Origin of the sequence: Microbacterium sp. LMI1-1-1.1, from assembly GCF_040815675.1 — a bacterium.
In the GTDB taxonomy this organism is placed as follows: Bacteria; Actinomycetota; Actinomycetes; order Actinomycetales; family Microbacteriaceae; genus Microbacterium.
In genome coordinates this window covers 72,298-93,459 of the sequence record NZ_JBFPNN010000008.1, presented here as the reverse complement: position 1 = coordinate 93,459, position 21,162 = coordinate 72,298, and the positions used below count along the sequence as shown (strand labels likewise).

18 protein-coding genes are annotated in these 21,162 nt (G+C 71.7%); 7 read left to right on the top strand and 11 right to left on the bottom strand.

The genetic code is table 11. The features are described 5' to 3' along the window. Window positions 1–101 precede the first annotated feature (101 nt). Window positions 102–1,670: a DEAD/DEAH box helicase gene (locus MRBLMI1_RS10115; protein ID WP_367731834.1), complete on the bottom strand. Its 1,569-nt coding sequence runs from the start codon at window positions 1,668–1,670 to the stop codon at window positions 102–104. Between the two features lie 239 nt (window positions 1,671–1,909). On the opposite strand from MRBLMI1_RS10115, the gene MRBLMI1_RS10110 reads away from it, so the two are divergent. After that, the gene (locus tag MRBLMI1_RS10110) at window positions 1,910–2,035 is read left to right on the top strand and encodes a hypothetical protein (RefSeq protein ID WP_367731832.1); all 126 of its coding nucleotides are present in this window, start codon (window positions 1,910–1,912) and stop codon (window positions 2,033–2,035) included. 20 nt (window positions 2,036–2,055) lie between these two features. Here the strand turns inward: MRBLMI1_RS10110 and MRBLMI1_RS10105 are convergent, their stop codons facing one another. The 3 genes from MRBLMI1_RS10105 to recQ all read right to left on the bottom strand — a co-directional run bounded on the left by MRBLMI1_RS10105 (window position 2,056) and on the right by recQ (window position 7,081). Continuing rightward, the gene (locus MRBLMI1_RS10105) at window positions 2,056–2,628 is read right to left on the bottom strand and encodes a DNA-3-methyladenine glycosylase I (protein ID WP_367731830.1); all 573 of its coding nucleotides are present in this window, start codon (window positions 2,626–2,628) and stop codon (window positions 2,056–2,058) included. Between the two features lie 123 nt (window positions 2,629–2,751). Further along, on the bottom strand, window positions 2,752–4,854 hold the full coding sequence (locus tag MRBLMI1_RS10100) for an acyl-CoA dehydrogenase (protein WP_367731828.1): 2,103 nt from the start codon (window positions 4,852–4,854) through the stop codon (window positions 2,752–2,754). Between the two features lie 184 nt (window positions 4,855–5,038). Continuing rightward, window positions 5,039–7,081, bottom strand: a complete 2,043-nt coding sequence (recQ, locus tag MRBLMI1_RS10095) for a DNA helicase RecQ (protein ID WP_367731826.1) — start codon at window positions 7,079–7,081, stop codon at window positions 5,039–5,041. A 258-nt stretch (window positions 7,082–7,339) separates the two neighbouring features. Between recQ and MRBLMI1_RS10090 the strand changes: the two genes are divergently transcribed. The 6 genes from MRBLMI1_RS10090 (at window position 7,340) to add (MRBLMI1_RS10065) (ending at window position 13,128) form a co-directional block, all read left to right on the top strand. Beyond that, a complete protein-coding gene (locus MRBLMI1_RS10090; protein ID WP_367731824.1) occupies window positions 7,340–8,413 on the top strand; it encodes an ABC transporter substrate-binding protein in 1,074 nt (357 codons plus the stop codon). 22 nt (window positions 8,414–8,435) lie between these two features. Then, window positions 8,436–9,260 carry an ABC transporter ATP-binding protein gene (locus MRBLMI1_RS10085; RefSeq protein WP_367731821.1) on the top strand — a complete coding sequence of 275 codons (825 nt, stop codon included), beginning with the start codon at window positions 8,436–8,438 and terminating at the stop codon, window positions 9,258–9,260. Next, window positions 9,250–10,086, top strand: coding sequence for an ABC transporter permease (locus tag MRBLMI1_RS10080; protein ID WP_367731819.1), 837 nt, complete (start codon window positions 9,250–9,252; stop codon window positions 10,084–10,086). The genes MRBLMI1_RS10085 and MRBLMI1_RS10080 overlap by 11 nt, the downstream gene beginning before the upstream one ends. Further along, window positions 10,083–10,970 carry an ABC transporter permease gene (locus MRBLMI1_RS10075; protein WP_367731817.1) on the top strand — a complete coding sequence of 296 codons (888 nt, stop codon included), beginning with the start codon at window positions 10,083–10,085 and terminating at the stop codon, window positions 10,968–10,970. Before MRBLMI1_RS10080 ends, MRBLMI1_RS10075 begins: the two co-directional genes overlap by 4 nt. A gap of 69 nt (window positions 10,971–11,039) precedes the next feature. Continuing rightward, on the top strand, window positions 11,040–12,071 hold the full coding sequence (gene add, locus MRBLMI1_RS10070; protein ID WP_367731815.1) for an adenosine deaminase: 1,032 nt from the start codon (window positions 11,040–11,042) through the stop codon (window positions 12,069–12,071). 10 nt (window positions 12,072–12,081) lie between these two features. Continuing rightward, on the top strand, window positions 12,082–13,128 hold the full coding sequence (add, locus tag MRBLMI1_RS10065) for an adenosine deaminase (protein WP_367731813.1): 1,047 nt from the start codon (window positions 12,082–12,084) through the stop codon (window positions 13,126–13,128). Window positions 13,129–13,326: 198 nt separating this feature from the next. Here the strand turns inward: add (MRBLMI1_RS10065) and MRBLMI1_RS10060 are convergent, their stop codons facing one another. The 7 genes from MRBLMI1_RS10060 to MRBLMI1_RS10030 all read right to left on the bottom strand — a co-directional run bounded on the left by MRBLMI1_RS10060 (window position 13,327) and on the right by MRBLMI1_RS10030 (window position 21,058). After that, on the bottom strand, window positions 13,327–14,940 hold the full coding sequence (locus tag MRBLMI1_RS10060; RefSeq protein ID WP_367731811.1) for a GMC family oxidoreductase: 1,614 nt from the start codon (window positions 14,938–14,940) through the stop codon (window positions 13,327–13,329). Beyond that, entirely contained in the window at window positions 14,940–15,554 is a 615-nt protein-coding gene (locus tag MRBLMI1_RS10055; RefSeq protein ID WP_367731809.1) for a thiamine pyrophosphate-dependent enzyme, read from the bottom strand. Before MRBLMI1_RS10055 ends, MRBLMI1_RS10060 begins: the two co-directional genes overlap by 1 nt. Beyond that, window positions 15,551–16,051 (bottom strand): thiamine pyrophosphate-binding protein, encoded by a 501-nt coding sequence (locus tag MRBLMI1_RS10050; protein WP_367731807.1) that lies wholly within the window; start codon window positions 16,049–16,051, stop codon window positions 15,551–15,553. Before MRBLMI1_RS10050 ends, MRBLMI1_RS10055 begins: the two co-directional genes overlap by 4 nt. Window positions 16,052–16,147: 96 nt before the next feature. After that, a complete protein-coding gene (locus tag MRBLMI1_RS10045; RefSeq protein ID WP_367731800.1) occupies window positions 16,148–17,524 on the bottom strand; it encodes an NtaA/DmoA family FMN-dependent monooxygenase in 1,377 nt (458 codons plus the stop codon). Next, window positions 17,524–19,032: an aldehyde dehydrogenase family protein gene (locus MRBLMI1_RS10040; RefSeq protein WP_367731798.1), complete on the bottom strand. Its 1,509-nt coding sequence runs from the start codon at window positions 19,030–19,032 to the stop codon at window positions 17,524–17,526. The genes MRBLMI1_RS10045 and MRBLMI1_RS10040 overlap by 1 nt, the downstream gene beginning before the upstream one ends. A gap of 10 nt (window positions 19,033–19,042) precedes the next feature. Further along, on the bottom strand, window positions 19,043–20,416 hold the full coding sequence (locus tag MRBLMI1_RS10035) for an amidohydrolase (protein WP_367731796.1): 1,374 nt from the start codon (window positions 20,414–20,416) through the stop codon (window positions 19,043–19,045). A 51-nt stretch (window positions 20,417–20,467) separates the two neighbouring features. Next, a complete protein-coding gene (locus MRBLMI1_RS10030) occupies window positions 20,468–21,058 on the bottom strand; it encodes a helix-turn-helix domain-containing protein (RefSeq protein ID WP_367731794.1) in 591 nt (196 codons plus the stop codon). Between the last annotated feature and the right edge of the window lie 104 nt (window positions 21,059–21,162).

The window sequence follows — 21,162 nt, the reverse complement described above, 5'->3', positions numbered from 1 at the left end:
CGCGGAACCGGCGTGTCGCCCTGGTCTCCGCAGGACGGCCCCGCGGCCGGAGACGACGATGCCCCGCACCGGAGGGTGCGGGGCATCGAGGAGAGGAAGGGTCAGCCCTGGGCGCGACGGTTCGTGCGCGCGCTCCGCGCGGCGCCGACGACCATCCCGGTGGTGGGGGTCCCGGATGCCGTGCGGCCCGAGCCCTGCGACCGCGTCGAGCCGGCGCCGGCGCGCTGCGCGCCACCCGCGCCCTGTCCGCGACCGGCACCCGACCGCTGGCCGCTGCGACCGCCGGCCGCCGTGGCGGCGGGACGCTGACCGGCCGTCTCGCCCGCGGCACCGCCGCCGCGACCACCGCGACGGCGACGGCCGCCGCCCTCGGTCGCGGTTCCGCGCGCGGACGCGTCCGAGGCGCCCTCGCCGCGGGCGGCGCGCTTGCGCTGGGCGTTGGCGCCCTGCGAACGGCCGCCGCCCTGCTGCACGGCGACGACGGGCTCCGGCTTGACGTAGGGGGCGACCTCGCCGACGAGCGCGACGACCTCGGGCGAGGTCGGGGTCACGGGGGTCGGCGTCGCCGAGATCTTGGCCTTGCGCAGGATGTCGAGGGTGTCACGGCGCTGCTCGGGCAGCATGATCGTCACCACGTCGCCGGCCGAGCCCGCGCGGGCGGTGCGGCCGGAGCGGTGCAGGTACGCCTTGTGCTCGACGGGCGGGTCGACGTGGACGACCAGCTCGACGCCGTCGACGTGCACGCCGCGGGCGGCCACGTCGGTCGCGACGAGCACCTTGGCACGGCCGTCGCCGAAGGCGGCGAGGTTGCGGTCGCGCTGCGGCTGCGACAGGTTGCCGTGCAGATCCACGGACGGGATGCCGGCGGCGGTGAGCGACTTGGCCAGCTTCTTCGCCTGGTGCTTGGTGCGCATGAAGAGGATGCGACGGGCGGTGCCCGACGCCAGGGTCTGGACGAGCTCCTTCTTGGCATCCGCGTCGACGGGAACGAAGACGTGGTGCGTCATCGCCGCGACGTGGGAGTGCGCCTCGTCGACCGAGTGGAGCACCTCGTTGCGCAGGAAGCGCTTGACGAGCTTGTCCACACCGTTGTCGAGCGTCGCCGAGAAGAGCAGGCGCTGACCGTCGGCGGGCGTGCGGGCCAGCAGGCGGGTGACGCCGGGCAGGAAGCCCAGGTCCGCCATGTGGTCGGCCTCGTCCAGCACGGTGATCTCGACGTCGTCGAGGCTCGCGAAGCCCTGGCCGATGAGGTCCTCCAGGCGGCCGGGGCACGCGACGAGGATGTCGACGCCGGCGTTCAGCGCATCGACCTGGCGCTTCTGGTTGACGCCGCCGTAGACGGTCGTGGTCGTCAGCGAGAAGGCGTCGGCGAGCGGCTGGATGACCGCGTCGATCTGGTTCGCCAGCTCGCGGGTCGGGGCCAGCACGAGGGCGCGGGGACGACGACCGCGACGACGGTCGGTCTTCGCCGCGAGGCGCGCGACGAGGGGGAGCGAGAACGCGAGGGTCTTGCCGGAGCCGGTCTTGCCACGGCCGAGCACATCGCGCCCGGCGAGCGTGTCGGGAAGGGTGTCGGCCTGGATCGGGAACGGCGCGGGCTTGCCCTGCGCGGTGAGCACGTCGACCAGGGGCGCGGGCACGCCGAGGTCGGTGAAGGTCTGGGACGTCATGAAGTCTCCTGCCGCGCGCGAGGACGCGGCGGTTCGGGATGCCGCGATGCTGCGGCTGCAAGGGCGAAGGCGCCGGGCGGCGCATCCGTTCGCCGTGAAGGTCAAAGGCCCACGCAGAGGGGGCCGGTGCGTTCGACGACGCGAGGAGCGAAAGCTCCGTAGATCAGTCTAACGGGTGGGCGCGGGATTCATTCCCCCGGGGGAGGCGCGGGGAATCCTCCCTCTCGTAGCGTCGGGGCATGGATGCCGCGTCGATGATCATGGGGGCCTCGATCGCCTCCGTCGCCTGGATCGGGTTCTGGCCGTGGGCGAAGCTGCAGCGTCTGCGGCAGCTCGAGGCGCAGGAGGCGACCCCGCCCGAGTGAGCCGGCCCGCGCGCGGCGGCTCAGGCGGCGGCGCGCCAGCATCCGGCGACGTGGTCGTCGACCATCCCCGAGGACTGCATCAGCGCGTACATGGTGGTCGGACCGACGAAGCGGAAGCCGCGGCGCCGCAGCTCTGTGCTCATCGCCGTGGACTCGGGGGTGACGGCCGGCACCTCGGCGAAGGTCGACGGCGACCGGTGCGCCGCGGGCGCGAAGGACCACAGCAGCGCGTCGAGCTCCCCGTCGGCCATGCCCGCGACGATGGCGGCATTGGCGATCACGGCCTCGATCTTTCCGCGGTGGCGGATGATGCCGGCATCCTGGAGCATCCGCTCCACGTCGTCGGGACCGAAGGCGGCCACCGTCGCCGGCTCGAAGCCGCCGAAGACCTCGCGGAACCGTGGCCGCTTCCGCAGGATGGTGATCCAGGAGAGCCCGGCCTGGAAGCCCTCGAGGCTCATCTTCTCGAACAGCGGGCGGTCGCCGCGCAGCGTCGTGCCCCACTCCTCGTCGTGGTAGCGCTGATACTCGGCGTCGTCGCCGGCCCAGGCGCAGCGGGCGGTGCCGTCGGGACCGATGCGGACGTCGCTCATCCGCCCAGGCTACGGCCCCCCTTCTCCTCCGACGACGGAACAGGCGGTGCACCGACAACAGGCCGATGCGCGGGGCATCGGCCTGTTCCGGAGGCACCGCCTGTCCTCGCGGCGTGGGCGCGCTTACTTCGCGGGCTTCTTCTCCGGGACGGGGGCGGTTCCGGATGCCGCCAGCTCCGCGTAGTAGGAGGCGGCCTCGTTCTGCCGGTCGTCCTCGACCCCGGAGGCGATCGACGCACGGATGTGCTCGGGGCCGTAGCCGAAGGCATCCACGAGGTCCTGCGCGTGCGGACGCAGCCGCGTGCAGAGACGGTCGATGTAGCTGGAGACCGCCGCCGCGCGCTGCGTCGACAGGCGTCCGTGGATGAGGTACCAGGCGAGGTGCTTCTCGATGAGCTGCAGGCCGAAGAGGTCGCGGACCCACGTCAGCACCCGCAGGGTGTCGCGGTCGGTGACGCGGTTGACGGCGTCGGTGAAGGCCTCCCACTGCAGCAGCTCGCCGTGCGCGCGGGCCGCCTCGATGAGCTCGGCCTGGTTCTCGTTGAACAGCGCGGCGGCGTCCTCGCGGGACAGCTTGGCGGCGGGGCGGAGGCGACCGGCGATGTCGGCGATCATCTGCTGGACGCGGCCGGCGAGGAGCTCGTGCTGCTGCTCGGCGCGGAGTCCGCGCTCGACGGAACGGGCGGTCGAGCCGAAGTCGGAGACCGCCTGGCCCAGCTGGCGCATGCCGGCACCGTGGAAGAGCTTGCCCGCGGTCTGACCGACGGCGAACGCGGCGAGCGCCTTCGCATCCTTGCCCTTGAACTGACGGGCGTAGTCGGCGAGCAGGCGCTTGCCGACGAGCTGCAGCAGCACGTTGTTGTCGCCCTCGAAGGTCACGAAGATGTCGAGGTCGGCGCGCAGGCCGACCAGGCGGTTCTCGAACAGGAAGCCCTGACCGCCGCAGGCCTCGCGGGCCTCCTGCAGGGTGTCGAGCGCGTGCCAGGTCGACAGCGGCTTGAGCGCCGCCGCGAGGGTCTCGAGGTCCTCGCGGTCCTCGTCGGTGTCGGCCGCGCCGCTGAAGACGCCGTCGAACTTCTGCAGGAACTCGTCGTGCGCGAAGATCTCCGCGTACGTCGTGGCCAGGCGGGGCAGGAGCCGGCGCTGGTGCTTGCCGTAGTCGAGGAGGGTGACCTCGGGCGTGCCGCTGCCGGAGTCGAACTGGCGGCGCTGGTTGCCGTAGGTGACGGCGATCGTGAGGCCGATGGCCGAGGCCCAGGCCGCGGCTCCGTCGAGCGAGACGCGACCCTGCACGAGCGTGCCGAGCATCGTGAAGAAGCGGCGGCCCGGGCTGGCGATCTCGCTCGAGTAGGTGCCGTCCGCGGCGACGTCGCCGTAGCGGTTCAGCAGGTTGGTGCGGGGGACGCGGACGTGGTCGAAGTGGAGCCGGCCGTTGTCGATGCCGTTCAGGCCGCCCTTGAGGCCGTCGTCCTCGCCGCCGATCCCGGGGAGGAAGTTCCCCTCGTCGTCGCGCAGCGGCACGTAGAAGCAGTGCACGCCGTGGTTCACTCCGTTGGTGATGAGCTGCGCGAAGACGGTGGCCGCCTTGCCGTGCAGTGCGGCGTTGCCGAGGTAGTCCTTCCAGGCCCCGCGGAACGGGGTGTGGATGACGAACTCCTCGGTCTCGGCGTCGTAGGTGGCGGTGGTGCCGATCGCGGCGACGTCGGAGCCGTGACCGGTCTCGGTCATGGCGAAGGCGCCCGGGATCTCGAGGCTCATGATGCCCGGGAGCCACTTGTCGTGGTGCTCCGCGGTGCCGAGCTGCAGGACGGCGGAGCCGAAGAGCCCCCACTGCACGCCGGACTTGATCTGCAGGCTGGGGTCGGCCGCGACGAGCTCCTCGAACCCGGCGATGTTCGCGCCGTTGTTCTCCTCGCCGCCGAACCGCTTCGGGAACGCCCGGTGCACCGCCTTCTTCTGCACGAGCAGGTGGAGCTGGCTGAGGGTGCGCTCGCGGTGGTCGTCCATGCCGAGGCGGTCGTCACGCCAGAACGCCGGGTCCTTCAGCATGGCGCGCGCCTCGCGGCGCGTGTCGGCCCACGTGCCGAGCAGCAGATCGGTGACGCGGTCCACGTCGATGCGGGACTCGTGCGCCTCGGCCGCGGAGTGGGCGGCGGTCGGCGCTCCCCCGACGGGGGTACGCGTGCTGGTGGCGGGCGTGGTGGGACGGACGGCGGCGTCGGTCATGAGAACACCTCTCGACGATGCAAAGGGATGCCACCACGGTAGGACTCCCACAACGTGGTGGGGACATTGTGCACGTTGCCCACAAAGAGGTCGGGGGACGTCATCCGGGGCCGTTGTGGGCTGTCGACATCGCCCACCGGCCACGACGGGTCGGCGCCGACCGCTGAGTCGGCGCCGGCCGTGGTCAGTGCTGGCCGACCACCGTCAGGATGCCGTCGCCGTACGCCTCGCGCTTCTTCGCGCCGATGCCCGTGATGCCGTCGAGATCGCCCATCGCCGACGGCCGCGCCGCGGCGATGGCCCGCAGGGTCGCGTCGCCGAAGACGATGTACGCCGGAACACCCTGCTCGCGGGCCTGCTCCGCGCGCCACGCACGCAGCGCCTCGAACAGGTCGCGGTCGCCCGGGGCGACGTCGTCGGCACTGGACTTGCGCGCTCGGCCGGCGCCCCCTCCGCCGCCGGTGCGGCCGAGCGCATCGCGGCGCAACGGCACGGGCGTCTCGCCGCGCAGGACCCCGCCGGACGCCTCGCTCAGCGCGAGGGTGCCGTACTCGCCGCGCGCGACGAGGATGCCGCGGGCGAGGAGCTGACGGATGACGCTCCGCCAGTCCTGGTCCGACAGGTCGGCGCCGAGTCCGTAGGTCGTCAGACGGTCGTGGCCCTGCTGCGAGATCCGCTCGGTCTTCGCCCCGCGCAGGATGTCGATGAGGTGGCCCGCGCCGAAGGCCTGGTTGCGCTCGCGCTGCAGGCGAACGATCGTCGACAGCAGCTTCTGCGCGGCGACGAGACCGTCCCACGTGTCGGGCGGGGTGAGGCACGTGTCGCAGTTGCCGCACGGCTCGGAGGGCTGCCCGAAGTACGCGAGAAGGTTCTGCCGGCGGCATCCCACCGTCTCGCAGAGGGCCAGCATGGCGTCGAGGTGCTGGCCGAGGCGCATCTTGTAGGAACGGTCGCCGGGCGACTGGTCGATCATGCGGCGCTGCTGCACCACGTCGCCGAGCCCGTAGGCCATCCACACCGTCGACGGGTCGCCGTCGCGGCCGGCGCGGCCGGTCTCCTGGTAGTAGCCCTCGACGGACTTGGGCAGGTCGATGTGGGCGACGAAGCGGACGTCCGGCTTGTCGATGCCCATGCCGAACGCGATCGTGGCGACCATGACCACGCCGTCGTCGCGGAGGAACCGCGACTGGTTGGCCGCGCGGACGGAGGCGTCCAGCCCGGCGTGGTAGGGCAGGGCGTCGAGCCCCTGGGCGCAGAGGTAGGCGGCGGTCTGCTCGACGCTCCTGCGGCTGAGCGCGTAGACGATGCCCGCGGAGCCCTCGGGCTGCGACCTGATGAACGACACCAGCTGACGCCGCGGGTCGACCTTGGCGTCGATGCGGTACTGGATGTTGGGGCGGTCGAAGCTCGCGACGAAGCCGCGGGCGTCACGCAGACGCAGGCGCTCGACGATCTCCTGCGCGGTGGCCGGCGTCGCCGTGGCGGTGAGGGCCATGCGGGGCACGTCGGGGAAGCGGTCGGCGAGGTCGCCCAGGGCGAGGTAGTCGGGTCGGAAGTCGTGCCCCCACTGCGACACGCAGTGCGCCTCGTCGATCGCGATGACGCTCAGGCGTCCGCGCGAGAGCAGGCCGAGGGTCTGCGCGCCGTTGAGACGCTCGGGAGCGACGTAGAGCAGGTCGAGGTCGCCGGACAGGAACGCCTGCTCCACCGCCTGACGCTCGGCCGGTGCCTGCGTCGAGTTCAGGTACGCGGCGCGGACGCCGTTCGCGACGAGCGCGTCGACCTGGTCGTGCATGAGCGCGATGAGCGGGCTGACGACCAGCCCCGTGCCGGGACGGACGAGGGCGGGCACCTGATAGGTGACGCTCTTGCCGCCGCCGGTGGGCATCAGCACGACCGCGTCGCCGCCGTCGACGACGTGCTGGACGATGTCGGCCTGGTCGCCGCGGAAGGCGTCGTACCCGTAGACCTCCTGCAGGACGTCCCGCGGGTCGCGCCCGGTGAAGTCGCGCGCCGACGGCAGGGTCTTCGCCGTGCCGGTCGCGACCGCGGCGCGGGCGAAGGGGGAGGCCGTGGCATCCATCGGGGGAGGCGGCGCGTCGGGGTCCTCGGGCGGGGCGAACAGGTCGGGGTCCCAGTCGGCACCCGCGTAGGGATCGTCGTAGACGCCGTACGGCTCGGGGTGCGCGTCGGCGTACGGCTCGGGTGCGGCGCCGGGGAATGTCACCTGTCCACGGTAACCCGGGCCGCCGACACGGATGCGGCCCCGTGTCCCCCGGGCGCACAGCTCGGGCCTGGGGAGGAGAGGTCGTCGCGGGACGCCCCGTGCACGACAGCGGTGCCCGACACGGTGTAACGGCCGCGAAACACCCGAGCCAGTGTTCGTGTAATCAACATCTCGTATGTTTCGAACCAGCGCGCATCGATCTCCTGGTGCCGCCCCCCCCACCCGATGAAGCACCACCGGCTCTCTGGAGACACAGCGATGACGTTCCTCACCTCCCGACGCGCACAGCGCGTCGTCGCGGCCCTCGCCGGGGTCGCGCTCTCCGCTCTGACCCTCACCGCCTGCGGCGGCGGCGCCGCCTCGACCGGCGACTCCGCCGAATCGTCGGCGGACGGCTACGGCGAGCTCACCCTCCAGCTCAGCTGGATCCTCAACGAGGAGTTCGCGGGCGAGTACTTCGCCGACACCAAGGGCTACTTCACCGACGCCGGCTTCTCGGGCGTCAACCTGGTGCCCGGCCCGTCGACCGGTGTCGCCGAGCTGCTCTCGGGGAGCGCCGACGCGGCTCTCACCGACGCCGTCTCCACCGGAGCGGCCATCGCGTCCGAGGGTGCGCCGATCAAGATCATCGGCACGACCTTCCAGCGCAACCCGTTCACCATCCTCTCGCTCGAGGACGGCGGCAACATCGCGACGGTCGACGACCTCAAGGGCAAGCGCATCGGCATCCAGGACTCGAACACCTCGCTGTTCAACGCGTTCCTGGCCGCCAACGACATCGACCCGAGCGAGATGACGATCGTGCCGGTGCAGTACGACCCGGCGCCGCTGGTCAACGGCGAGGTCGACGGCTTCATGGCGTTCCTGACGAACGAGGCCGTCACCGTCGCCGCGCAGGGCCTGGCGACCACCAACCTGCCCTTCGCCGACAACGGTCTGCCGTTCATGGCCGAGGCCGTCGTCGTGACGGACGAGTCCATCGCCAACGACCGCGAGAAGCTCAAGGCGCTGCTGACGGCGGAGATCCGGGGCTGGACCGACGCGCTGAACGACCCCGAGGAGGGCTCGCGCCTGGCCGTCGAGGAGTACGGCGCCGACCTCGACCTGAACCCCGAGAACTCGCTCGCCGGCGCCATCGCCCAGAACGAGCTCGTCGTCTCCGACGAGACCGAGGAGAACGGCCTGTTCACCATCAGCGACGACCTGCAGCAGGCGACGCTGGAGAGCCTCGCCGACGCCGGCATCACGCTCGAGGCGTCGCAGCTGTTCGACCTCAGCCTCCTGCAGGAGGTCTACGAGGAGAACCCCGACCTGAAGAACTACGCGGGCTGACACTCCGCGGGAAGAAGCCATCGTGACCGATACGGCTCTCCAGACCGGTGCCCAGGGCAACACCCTGGGCACCGGCCTCCAGATCACCGACCTGAACAAGGTCTTCAGCGTGGGACGCAAGAGCGTCGTGGCGCTGCAAGACGCGAACCTCCACACCGAGCAGGGCACGTTCCTCGCTCTGCTCGGCCCGTCCGGATGCGGCAAGTCCACGATCCTGCGCATCCTGGCCGGACTCGAGGACCCGACGAGCGGGACGACCCGTGTCGACGGGAAGAGCCCGAAGGAGCTGCGTCGCGGCAACGAGCTGGGCATCGCGTTCCAGGACTCCGCGCTGCTGCCGTGGCGCAGCGTGCAGTCGAACATCCAGCTGCCGTTCGAGGTCGCCGGCACTCCCGTCGACAAGGCCTACGTCGCCGAGATGATCGACCTCGTGGGGCTGAGGGGCTTCGAGAAGGCGAAGCCCGCCCAGCTGTCCGGCGGCATGCGTCAGCGCGTGTCGATCGCGCGCTCGCTCATCATGAAGCCGTCCGTCCTGTTGTTCGACGAGCCGTTCGGCGCCCTCGACGACATGACGCGGCAGAAGCTCAACCTGGAGCTCCTGCGCATCTGGACGGAGAAGCCGGCGACGACCCTGCTGGTCACGCACGGCATCTCGGAGGCCATCTTCCTCTCCGACCAGGTCGCGGTCATGAGCCCCCGTCCCGGACGGATCAAGGAGGTCATGCACATCGACCTCCCCCGTCCGCGGACGCCCGAGATGATGCGGACACCCGAGTTCCACGCCTACGTCGACCAGGCCTCCGAACTGCTCTTCGGCGTCGGAGGCGCCGCGGCCGATGACCACTGACGCCGCCAAGAGCCGCACCATCCAGTGGGAGGACGTGCGCCTGCCGGCGTGGGCCACGGGCCTGATCGGCGGGCTCGCGATCCTCCTGCTGTGGTGGATCCTCGCCGCGACGGTGTTCTCCAGCGTCGGTCCCGGCGGCGTGCAGGCCATCCCGACCCCGCTGCAGGTCGTCCTCGAGTTCGGCGCGACGGGGTGGGACTTCTACGTCCGCAACTTCAGCGTGACGCTCGCCGAGGCCGGCACCGGCTATCTCTGGGGCAACGGCCTCGCCCTCCTGCTGTCCGCGCTCGTCCTCATCGTGCCGCGCCTCGAGGGCGTCGTCATGCAGATCGCGATCATCACGTACTGCATCCCGATCGTCGCGCTGGGGCTGCTCCTGATCGTCATCGCGCCGCTCCCCCAGCCCGGCCAGCCGTCGACGACGGCGATCTTCTTGGCCGCCCTCAGCTGCTTCTTCACGACCGTCGTCGGTGCCCTCCTGGGCCTGAAGGCGGCGGATCGGGCGAGCCTGGACGTCATCACCGTCTACGGCGGCTCGCGGCTGACCCAGCTGCGGAAGGTCCGTCTGATCGCCGCACTGCCCGCGATCCTCAACGCGCTGCAGGTCGCCGTGCCCGCCGCCTTCCTCGGCGCCGTGCTCGGCGAGTTCTTCGGCAAGATCTCCGTCGGCGTGGGTCCCGCGATGATCGCCGCGCAGCAGGCGCTCAACGCGCCCCGCGTGTGGGACATCGCCCTCGTGTCCGGCGCCGTCGCCCTGGCCGGTTACGGCCTGCTGGGCCTGGTCTCGCGGGCCGTCGCGCCCTGGGCGAAGGGAACGAACCGATGACCGGTGTGCTGCAGGGCAAGACGGCCGGCACGGCGCGGACGGCGGAGGCCCCGCGATCCGACCTGTCCGCCGACATCCGTCGCGAGTCTCGACGGGCGACGCTGCGGGCGCTGGGTCGCAGCCTCCTCACCTTCGTCCTGACGATCGTGGCCGTCCTGATCCTCTGGGTGGGCGCCCTCACGATCTTCGGCATCTCGCCGTACGTCGGCAAGGGACCGCTCGACGTGTGGAACTTCCTGTTCACCGTGCCTGCCGCCGCGACCAACCGGTCGCAGCTCTTCGGCCTGCTCGGGACCACGATCGGCCATTCCGTCGTCGGCTTCGGCGCGGGGCTGTTCGTCGCGCTCGTCGTCGCGCTCGTGTTCCAGCTCAGCAAGGGTGTCGAGCACGCCCTCATGCCGCTCGCGATGCTGCTGCGCTCGGTGCCGCTGGTCGCGATGGCACCCGTGATCATCCTCATCTTCGGCCGCGACTTCGCGTCGGTCGCCGTCATCGGCGGCATCGTCGTCCTCTTCCCGGCGCTGGTCAACATCGTGTTCGGCCTCAAGGCCGCCTCGCCGCAGATGAACGACCTCGTCACCGTCTACGGCGGCGGTGCCTGGACGCGTCTGCGCAAGGTCGCCCTGCCGAACTCCCTGCCGGAGTTCTTCGCGGCGGTCCGCATCTCGGTGCCCGGCGCCATCACCGGAGCCCTGCTGGCCGAGTGGCTCGCGGTCGGCGGCGGGATCGGCGGATCGGTCGGCGGCTTCATCGCCGGTGCGCAGTTCTCGGCCGTCTGGACGGCGGTCGTCCTCGTCACGGGCACGGCGCTGCTGTTCTACAACGTCGTCCAGATCCTCGAGTCCGTCGTGCTGACGCGCATGGGGATGGCCTCGCGCACCTGACGCGCCTCTCGCACTGCTCTGCCACCCCGCTCGGCGCGGTGGCACCCGCCCTCGCCCGGAAGAAGCCCCATGACCGACATCACCGCTTTCGCCTTCGGCCTGCCCAAGGCCGAGCTGCACCTGCACCTCGAAGGGACGCTCGAGCCCGAGCTCAAGTTCGCGCTCGCCGCTCGCAACGGCATCGAGCTCGCGGAGAAGACGGTGGAGGAGGTCAAGGCGACTTATGACTTCACCGACCTGACGAGCTTCCTCGCGGTGTACTACCCGGCGATGCAGGTGCTGCAGACGGCGGAGGACTTCCACGACCTCGCATGGGCGTACATGCAGAAGGCGCGGGAGCAGGGCGTGGTCCACGTCGAGATGTTCTTCGATCCGCAGGCCCACACCAGCCGGGGCGTGCCATTCGAGGCCGTCATCACCGGATACCGCCGCGCGGCGGTCCGCGCCTCGTCGGAGCTGGGCGTCTCTGCCGAGCTCATCCTCTGCTTCCTCCGCGACTTCCCAGCCGAGGACGCCATGGCCACGCTCGAGGCGGCGCTGCCCTACAAGGAGTGGATCATCGGCGTCGGGCTGGACTCGGACGAGCGGGACAACCCGCCGGCCAAGTTCGCAGACGTCTTCGCCCGGGCGAAGTCCGAGGGCTTCCTGCTGACGATGCACTGCGACATCGACCAGACCGGGTCGATCGACAACATCCGCGCCGTCATCGAGGACATCGGCGTGGACCGCATCGACCACGGGACCAACATCGTCGAGGACCCGGCGCTGATCGCCCTCGCCAAGGAGCGCGGGCTCGGCTTCACGACCTGTCCGGTGTCCAACTCCTTCGTCACCAGCCAGATGAAGTCCGACGAGATCGTCCGGCTGCTGCGCGACGGCGTCCGGGTGATGGTGAACTCCGACGACCCGGCCTACTTCGGCGCGTACGTGGCGGACAACTACGTGGCCCTCGCCGAGAAGGCGGGCCTGGATGCCGCGGACCTGGCCCGGCTCGCGATCAACTCGTTCACCGCGTCCTGGCTCCCCCACGCCCGCCGGGACGAGCACATCGCCGCCGTCCGCGCGTACGCGACGTCCCACGACGTCGCCCTCGCCGACTGAGCGGACCGCGGTGATCTCGCTCGCCGACTACCTGCAGCTCCTCCCGAAGACCGAGCTGCACTGCCACCTGACCTCCACCATGCGGGCGACGACGCTGCAGGAGCTCGCCGCCCGTGACGGCGTCGCGCTGTGGACTGGGGACGCCGAGCACCTGTTCGACTTCGCCGACCTGGTCGACTTCCTGCACGGGTGGCGGATCGCCCACGAGGTCCTGCGCACCGGCGACGACATCGCCCGCGTGGCGTGGGAAGGCGTCGAGGACGCGGTGCGCGCGGGGAACCTGCGCTACCGGGAGTACTACGTCAACCCGCAGTACTTCGCCCGGCGATCGTCGCCGCTGTCGTACGCCGAGGTCGTCGACGCCGTGATCGCCGGGCTGCGGCGCGCCGAGCGGGACTTCGGCGTCGGCTTCCGCGTGGTCGTGGCCATCAACCGCCGCGAGTCGGGAGAGGCCGCCGTCGATCTCGTCCGCGAGATGATCGCGCACCCTCGGCCGGAGGTGGTCGGCATCGGGCAGGACGACCTGACCCCCGAGAACACCGAAGACCCGCTGCGCTTCGCGGAGGCGTACGCGCTCGCCGGCGCCCACGGGCTGCGCCGGACGGCGCACGTCGGCGAGACGCCGTCAGCGGACCCGGAGAACGTCCGTGCCGCGATCGAGGTGCTCGGCTGCGACCGCATCGATCACGGCTATCGCGTCGTCGACGACCCGGCCGTCCTCGCCCTGGCCCGCCAGCGCGGCATCGGCTTCGCCACGACGCCGTGGTCGACCACGATCTGCTCGGGGTGGACGCTGGACGAGACCCATCGCATCCGGAGGATGGTGGACGCCGGACTCCCGGTCTCGGTCTCGACGGACGACGCGCTCTTCTTCCGGACGGACGTCGGACGCGAGTACCGCGAAGGGCTCACCGCGCTGGGCCTGGACGCCGCGGCCGCTCAGCGCATCGCGCTCGCCGGGATCGACATGGCGTTCTGCTCCGACGCCGAGAAGCAGCGCCTCCGGGCCGAGTTCCGCGCCGCCTTCCTCGCCCTGGACGCGCTGCTCGCCCCCTGACCCCGGCGAGGGTCATGGCATCCATGTCCCACTTCGTGCGAGAACAGGGCCTTGAACCTGCACAAAGGGGGACATGCCGGACCGGCCACCGGCCGGGCGCCGAGGGTCATGGCATCCATGTCCCACTTCGTGCGAGAACAGGACTCAGAACCTGCACAAAGGGGGACATGCCGGACCGGCCACCGAGCGGGGAGCGGCTCACCCGCCCGCGGCGCGCAGCAGGTCGGCCGCCCGTTCGGCGATCGCCACCGTGGGGGCCTGCGTGTTGCTCGCGGGGATGGCGGGCATGACCGACGCGTCGGCGACCCAGAGACCCTCGAGGCCGCGCACCCGCAGACCCGGGTCGACGACCGCGAGATCGTCGGTGCCGATGCGGGCCGTGCCCGAGCAGTGGAAGAACGTCCCGACGTTCTCGCGCACGAAACGCTCCTGCGCGGCGCGCGACAGGCCGGCGGCGGGCGTGATCGGCCCCTCCGCGAGATCGGCGTACGCGGGGGTGGCGACGAAGTCCTGCACGGCGTCGACGGCGTCGACCATCGCCGCCAGGTCGGCCGGGTCGGCGAGGTAGTTCGGCTGGATCTCCGGCGCGGCGTCCGGGTCGGCCGACCGCGCCCGCACCCACCCGACGCTGCGCGAGTGGTACAGGCCGGGCACGACGGCGAAGACGCGCCCTCCGGACAGGTCGTTCGTCGCGTGCAGCGTCTCGTCGCCGCGGGATCCGTGCGCGATCACCGCGTGCAGGTCGGGACGCCCGCGGTCCTGGGAGCTCCGCCAGTTGAGCATGGTGCCGCCGCCGTTGCCGATCACCGGGCCGAGGTCGTCGCGGGCGCGGAAGTTCATCCCCAGGATGAGCGGGTGATCCTGGAGGTTCTCACCGACCCCGGGCAGATCGTGGCGCGGCCGGATGCCGACGGCGGCCAGTCGCGCGGGATCGCCGATGCCCGACAGCTGCAGCAGCCGGGGGGTGTCGATGGCCCCGGCGGCGAGCACCGTCTGATCCGCGAGGGTCGTCACGACGGCTCCGTCCACGACGTGCCGGATGCCGCGGACCACGCTCCCCGCCGAGGTCGGGCCGTCGAGGACGACACCGTGCACGCGGCTGCCGACCAGGACGTCGAGGTTCGGGCGGGCGAGCGCCGGCTCGAGATAGGCGCGCACGACGGACCACCGCTCGAATGCGCCGTCGTCCCCCACGACCGCGTTGTAGTCGGCGTGAACGGCCCCCTCGGTGACGCCGGCGTTCGCGTCCTCCAGCGCGGGCAGGCCCCGCTCGACCGCGGCGCCGAGGAGGGCGTGCGCGATGGGGTGCACCGCGGCGAGCGGTCCCACGCGCATGGGACCGTCGGTGCCGCGGTGGACGGGATCCCCGCCCGCGCGGGCCTCCGAGCGGCGGAAGAACGGGAGCAGGTCGCCGTACGACCAGCCGGTCGCCCCGGCCGCCGCCCAGGCGTCGTAGTCGTCGGGATGACCGCGGTACCAGAGCATCGCGTTCGTCGACGACGACCCTCCCAGCACCCGGCCCCGCGGCATGGCGAGCGACCGGCCGAGGACGGCCCGCGCGGGCGTTGAGCGGTAGCCGTAGTCGTACCTTCCGCCGAGGAGGGCGTCCCAGTGCGCGGCGTCGTCGATCGCGGCATCCATTCGCCCGTCGGGACCGGCCTCGACGAGGAGGACCCGCCTGTCCGGGTCCTCCGTCAGGCGCGCCGCGAGGACGCAGCCGGCGGCCCCCGCCCCGACGACGATCACGTCGTAGCGGGGCGCGCGGCCGTCCGGCCGGCGAGAAGGCCCGCGCAGCAACCGGGACGCGGGCATCAGTTGTGCTCGCTGGGTCCCATGATGGTGATGCCCTCGGACGCCTCGACATGGCGGACGAAGATGTACTTGTCCTCCCGGCCGTCGGAGTGCTTGCGGCGGATCCCCGGCTCCAGGATGCCATCGGTCTTGGCGACGACGAGGTAGGGCTCCGTGGCGGCCAGACCGGTCGCGCAGTGCCGGTCGAACTCCTCCAGCGTCTCGGCGGTGAACGCGTTGGCGACGCCGGCGCCGCGCGCGATCGCCGCCAGGTCGACGCGCCCCGCGGCGGTGTGCGTGCGGGGTCCGCCGATGGACTGGTACTGCTCGTTGTCCCACACGACGATGAAGAGGTTGTGGGGGCGTTCGTTGCCCAGGGTGGCCAGGATGCCGAGGTTGAAGAGCAGTCCGCCGTCGGTGTCGAGCGAGACGATCCGACGGTGCGGGAGGCCGACGGCCAGGCCGAAGGCCTCGGGGGTGACGCAGCCGAGCTGCTGCTGGAAGAGCGACGCGTCGCGCATGTGCGGAGCGGCGTTGTACCACTCGTCGACGGCACCGCCGAGGGAGAGGATGACGAGCTCGTCCGTGAGACGGTCGCCCAGCAGGCGCATGGCGTGGAAGCGGGAGTAGCTCATCGGACCAGGTCTCCTCCGAGGACGATGGCGGCGTGATAGTACGACGCGTAGGCGGTGTCGTAGGCGCGGACGATGGCCGTCTCGATCTCCTCGACGGTGCGCACGATCGTGTACGGGGTGCGCAGCGCCTGCAGGAGAGGCTCCATCGTGATGCCGTGCGGGATGGCCCACCAGTTGTTCTCGCCCATCTCGCCGCGATAGCTCATGATCATCACGACGGGGATGCCGGCACCGAGGCCCATCCGCGCGAGGTGCTCGGTCGCGGCGCGCAGCCCGGAGTTCTCCATCACGAGCACGGCGCGCTTGCCGGAGAGGAACACCCCTCCGGCGATCGCGGCCCCTTCTCCTTCGTTGGTGACCGGGATCGTGCGGATGTCGGCATCCGCATCCAGGGCCGGGTAGAGCTCCTTCAGCAGCGAGTCCGGCAGGTATGTCGCCACACTCACTCCCGCGCGTTTCAGGCCGCGCAGCACCGCCTCGACGGCATCCGTTCTCATCCGTGCTCTCCTTTCGATGTGCACCCGCCGGGACCGGGCTCGCGAACCTCGGGGGTCGCGCGCCCGTCGAGACGGGATGGACCGCTGCGCCGGGGCTCAGCGGACGGGCTCTGCGGCGCGCAGGGTGTGCGCGCGGTGTGTGGGGGCCAGGCGGGCCGCCCCCGAGAGGTGCTCGCGCAGGGTCGTGCCGGACGGCGGGAAGACCCTCCCCCGCGCGGCGAGGATCGGCAGCACGAGCTCGATGAACGCGCGGTAGGCGTCGGGTCCGCCGAACGTGGGCTCGAGCATGACGCCGTCGATCCCGGACCCGTCGACGATCGCCTCGATCTCGTCGGCGACCTCCTCGGGCGATCCCGTGACCTGGAAGCCGCGGATCGCCTTCGTCCGGAACGCGTCGATGATCTCGCCGACCCTCATGTCGGGGTTCTGCCGGGCGTACCGCTGGACGAGCGTCTGGCCGAGATCGGTCCGCAGGTCGACGACGCGGGTGTCGGGATCGAGGCCCGTCAGATCCAGCCCCGTGATGCCCGCGAACATCACCGCGGCGTCGGCCCGCGTCAGCAGGGCCTCGTACTCGGCCCGCAGCGCGAGAGCCTCGGCACGGGTCGGCGCGACCGTCACGGTCATGCCCGTGACGACCTTGACGTCGTCGGGCCGTCGCCCCTGCCGGACGGCCTGCGCGCGGATGTCGGCCACGTGGGCCGCGGCGGATGCGATCGACTGCCCCTGGATGAAGACGGCCTCGGCGTTGCGCGCGGCGTACGCGCGGCCACGATCCGACGTACCCGCCTGGAACAGCATGGGGGTGCGCTGCGGCGTGGGCGGGACGGCGAACACCCCGCGTGAGCGCTGATAGGCGCCGTCGACCTCGACGCGGTGCAGTCCCGCCGGGTCCGCGTACACGCCCCTCGCGCGATCGCGCACCTCGGCCTCGTCGTCCCAGCTGTGCTCCCAGTGACGCAGGCACGTGTCCAGGAACTCGTCGGCTGCGTCGTAGCGTTCGTCGTGCGTGAGCTGGGCGGTGATCCCGAACAGCTCGTCGGTCGTGGCCTGCGAGCTCCCCGTCACGACGTTCCAGCCGATGCGGCCGCCGGTCAGACGGTCGAGCGTCGCGAACCGCCGCGCGGTGCCGTACGGCTTCTCCACGGTCGTGGGCGAGGTCACGACGAAGCCGAGCGTCTCGGTCTCGCGGGCCAGCGCGGCGATCGCCAGCATGGGGTCCAACGCGGGGAACTGGATGCCGTGAGCGGCCACCTCCTCCGGCATGGCCCCGTCGAGGGTCGCGTACCCGTAGGTGTCGGCGAAGAAGAGGAAGTCGAAGCCGGCGGCATCCAGCATCCGTGCCAGGTCGACCCAGTACTCGAGCCGGTCCCAGTCGTCGCCCCGGCCGCGAGGGTCCGTCCAGGTCGGCATCCCGTTGCTGGGGTTCATCATCTCGAAGACGCCCAGGGCGATGCGCGTGCGCTCGCTCATCAGATCACCATCACCACCGTCTTGGTCTCCAGGTAGTTTTCCAGGCCCTGCGGGCCGTTCTCGTATCCCCAGCCCGACTCCTTATGGCCGCCCTTGGGCAGCTCGGGGCCGAGGAACGAATGGCAGTTGACCCACACCGTCCCCGCCTGCAGGCGGGCGGCGGTGCGGTGCGCGTCGCTCAGGCCCCGCGTCCAGACGCTCGCCGCCAGCCCGTAGGGCGAGTCGTTCGCCCAGCCGACGACCTCGTCGACGTCGTCGTACGGCGTCACGACGGCGACCGGCCCGAAGATCTCCTCGCGCATGAGGCGCATGTCGGGACGGACGCCCGTGACCACGGTCGGGCTGTAGAACGTGCCCGCCGGGCCGCTGCGCTCGCCGCCGGTGACCACCTCGGCACCCTCGGCGCGCCCCTCGTCGATGTAGGCGGCGACGCGGGCGGCCTGCGTCTCGCTGACGAGCGGGCCGAGGTCTGCGGCGGCGTCGAGGCCGTGCCCGAGCCGGAGCCCGGACCCGAACGCCGCCATGCCGTCGACGACGTCGCGGTACACGTCGCGGTGCGCGTACACGCGCGCGCTCGCGACGCACACCTGACCCCCGTTGTCGAAGATGCCGCGGGAGATCCCTTCGACGGCGACGTCCAGGTCGGCGTCGGGCAGCACGATCGCCGGCGACTTCCCCCCGAGCTCGAGCGTCAGGCGCGCGAGTCGACCGGATGCCGCGGCCACGAGCCGCTTGCCGACGGCGGTCGACCCGGTGAAGGCGATCTTGTCGACGCCGGGGCAGTCCGCGAGCGCCTGGCCGGCCTCGGCGCCGTATCCCGTGACGACGTTGACGACGCCGTCGGGGAGACCGGCCGACGTCAGGAGCCGCGCCAGGTACAGAGCACTGAGAGGGGTGTTCTCGGCCGGCTTCAGCACGACCGTGCAGCCGGCTGCCAACGCGGGCGCGAGCTTCATCGCGGTCATGATCAGCGGCGAGTTCCACGGGACGATGGCCGCCACGACCCCGACCGGCTCCCGCCGCGTGTAGGCGAAGACCTCCTTGCCGGGAGGCGTCCGGCTCAGCGAGGTCGGGATCGTCTCGCCCAGGATCTTGGTCGGCCAGCCCGCGTAGTAGCGGAACTGGTTGATGGCCGCGGGGACCTCCCCGAATCGCGAGGTGCGCAGGTTCTTGCCCTGGTCGAGGGTCTCGAGCTCGGCGAGGTCGTCGAGGTGCTCCTGCATGAGGTCGGCGATCCGCCACAGCAACGCCCCGCGGTCGGCGGGACGCATCCGCCCCCATTCGCCCTCGAGCGCCGCGCGGGCGGCGGCGACGGCGGCGGAGACGTCGGCCTCGCGGCCGCGCGCGACGTCGGCGGTCTTCGTCCCGGTTGCCGGGTCGAGCGTCGCGAAGGTCTCGCCGCCCGCCGCGTCCGTCCACCGCCCCCCGATGAGGAGCCGCCCGGGGTGGTCGCCGAGGAACGCCGTGACCCGTGCGCCGAGCGGCGCCGGGGCGAGCTGCATGGTCATGAGGGTCCTCTCACCCGTGGAACAGTCCGGCGGGATCGTCCTGCGCGTCGAGCCAGGCCGAGCGACGGGCGAAGAGATCCGGCACGAGCGCCCGGACGCGGTCGATGATCTCGGCGAGGTCCGCGTGGACGAGTCGCCCGTCCCGCACGACGATGTCGCCGTCGACCATCGTCAGGTCGACGTCGGAGCCGCGGACGGCGTGGACGAGGTTGTGATGGATGTTGGCGTAGCCGCCCGCCGGCAGCAGGGGGGTCATGCGCGGGGTGTCGGTGCGGACTGCGACGAGGTCCGCCTTCCGCCCGACCGTGATGGCCCCGAGCTCCGCGCCCCGGCCGATCGCCGCCGCCCCGCCGCGCGTCGCCATGCGCAGCACGTCCCAGGAGTCCATCGCGGCGGCATCCATCGTCCGGAGCTTGCCGAGCAGCGACGCGACCTTCATCTCCTCGAACATGTCGAGGTTGTTGTTCTCCTTCTCGCCGTCCGTGCCGAGACCGACGTTCACCCCGGCCGCCAGCATCTCGGCGACGGGCGCCATGCCGCTGGCGAGCTTCATGTTGGAGACGGGGTTGTGCGAGACGCCGACGCCCCGCGCGGCGATGAGGTCGACCTCGGCCTGGTCGAGCCACACGGCGTGGGCGATCATGGCGCGCGGCGCCTCGAAGAACCCGAGCTGCTCGAGGGCGAACATGGGGCGCGCCCCGTGCCGTTCCGCGAAGTCCGCCACCTCGAGCTCGGACTCGCTGCAGTGGGTGTAGAGCCCGGTGTCGTACTCGCGGGCGAGGGCGATCGCGCGCCGCTGCCCGGCGGCGTCGGCGTAGAACGGGTGCTCCAGCCCCACCCAGGGCATGACGCGTCCGTTCGCCGCCCCGGTGTGCTCTCGCAGCATCCGCTCGTTGTCGTCCAGGGTGTCGAAGTAGTCGAAGTCGGGGTGGGCGCCGACGTAGTTGACGGTGACGACCCGGTTGCCGAGCGCGGTCGCGGCGCGGACGGCGCCGTCCATGTACCGCCACATGTCGACCACCGTCGTGGTGCCCGACAGCAGCCCCTCGGCGTAGCAGAGCCACGCGGCCGCCTCGGCCTCCTCGGGACGGAGGACGCGGTGCATCGGGTCGATGTGCAGGCGCAGCCACTCCCACACCGGCAGGTGCTCGGCCGTGCCGCGCAGCATGCCCGAGTGGTGGTGGGAGTTCACCAGGCCCGGCATGAGGAGGCGTCCGGGGAGCTCGACCCGCGCGGCGTCCGGGGCGGCGGCGGAGAGTTCGGCGGCGGGACCGACGGCGGCGATCGCGTCACCGGTGACGAGCACCGCCGCATCCGTGAGGACGTCGAGGGCGTCGTTCATCGTCACGACGAGGTCGGGGACGAGCAGAGTGGAGCGGGGCACGCTCCGATCGTATGGAGCTAACTTCGATAACCTGTGGCTATCGCGTGACGATCATGTTTCGGTCCGCGCGGACGCGTAGACGAGCAGCACGGTCGCCGTCCCGTCGCCGCGGATCTCCCAGCGGTTGCGCAAGGCTCCGGGATGCCACAGCGCGTCGCCCGGTCCGAGGTCCCACTCCCCGCGGCCCTCGATCGTCGCGGTGACGGCGCCGTCGACGACGTAGGACGTGATCTCGCCGTCGGACTCGAACCAGTCCCCGAGGTAGGGGCCGACGAGGTGGTACTCCTGCACGTTCGCTCCGCGCGCACTGCCGGAGGACAGGACGCGACTGGTCGCACGCTCGTCCGACTCCATGACCCGCACCCGCACCGCATCGGCACCGCGGGTGAGGTAGATCGGCTCGGGGTCCGCCACGGAGGGGAGCAGCTCGGACGGGGAGATCCCGAGGCCCTTGGCGAGGCGGAACAGCGTGACCACGGAGGGCATCGTCTGACCGCTCTCGATCTGGCTCAGGAACGGCTGGCTGATCTCGGCCGCCGCGGCGAGCGCGCGCATCGACAGCCCGCGCTCGGTGCGCGCGGCGCGCACGACCCGCCCCAGCGCGGCGCCGATCGCGGACTCGGCCGGGGACGGGGTGGACACGTCCCCCACCCTAGGCCGTCGCGCGGTCCGGCATTCTCCCCCGGGAGCCGTCACGTCGCGCGGTCCGGCACCCCCGTCACGTCGTGCGGTCCGGCACCCGTCCC

Excerpts from the sequence above, each read along its gene's own strand:
- MRBLMI1_RS10115 (WP_367731834.1), bottom strand. The coding sequence starts at position 1,670 with ATGACGTCCCAGACCTTCACCGACCTCGGCGTGCCCGCGCCCCTGGTC.
- MRBLMI1_RS10110 (WP_367731832.1), top strand. The coding sequence starts at position 1,910 with ATGGATGCCGCGTCGATGATCATGGGGGCCTCGATCGCCTCCGTCGCC.
- MRBLMI1_RS10105 (WP_367731830.1), bottom strand. The coding sequence starts at position 2,628 with ATGAGCGACGTCCGCATCGGTCCCGACGGCACCGCCCGCTGCGCCTGG.
- MRBLMI1_RS10100 (WP_367731828.1), bottom strand. The coding sequence starts at position 4,854 with ATGACCGACGCCGCCGTCCGTCCCACCACGCCCGCCACCAGCACGCGT.
- MRBLMI1_RS10090 (WP_367731824.1), top strand. The coding sequence starts at position 7,340 with ATGACGTTCCTCACCTCCCGACGCGCACAGCGCGTCGTCGCGGCCCTC.
- MRBLMI1_RS10080 (WP_367731819.1), top strand. The coding sequence starts at position 9,250 with ATGACCACTGACGCCGCCAAGAGCCGCACCATCCAGTGGGAGGACGTG.
- MRBLMI1_RS10075 (WP_367731817.1), top strand. The coding sequence starts at position 10,083 with ATGACCGGTGTGCTGCAGGGCAAGACGGCCGGCACGGCGCGGACGGCG.
- add (WP_367731815.1), top strand. The coding sequence starts at position 11,040 with ATGACCGACATCACCGCTTTCGCCTTCGGCCTGCCCAAGGCCGAGCTG.
- MRBLMI1_RS10060 (WP_367731811.1), bottom strand. The coding sequence starts at position 14,940 with ATGCCCGCGTCCCGGTTGCTGCGCGGGCCTTCTCGCCGGCCGGACGGC.
- MRBLMI1_RS10055 (WP_367731809.1), bottom strand. The coding sequence starts at position 15,554 with ATGAGCTACTCCCGCTTCCACGCCATGCGCCTGCTGGGCGACCGTCTC.
- MRBLMI1_RS10050 (WP_367731807.1), bottom strand. The coding sequence starts at position 16,051 with ATGAGAACGGATGCCGTCGAGGCGGTGCTGCGCGGCCTGAAACGCGCG.
- MRBLMI1_RS10045 (WP_367731800.1), bottom strand. The coding sequence starts at position 17,524 with ATGAGCGAGCGCACGCGCATCGCCCTGGGCGTCTTCGAGATGATGAAC.
- MRBLMI1_RS10040 (WP_367731798.1), bottom strand. The coding sequence starts at position 19,032 with ATGACCATGCAGCTCGCCCCGGCGCCGCTCGGCGCACGGGTCACGGCG.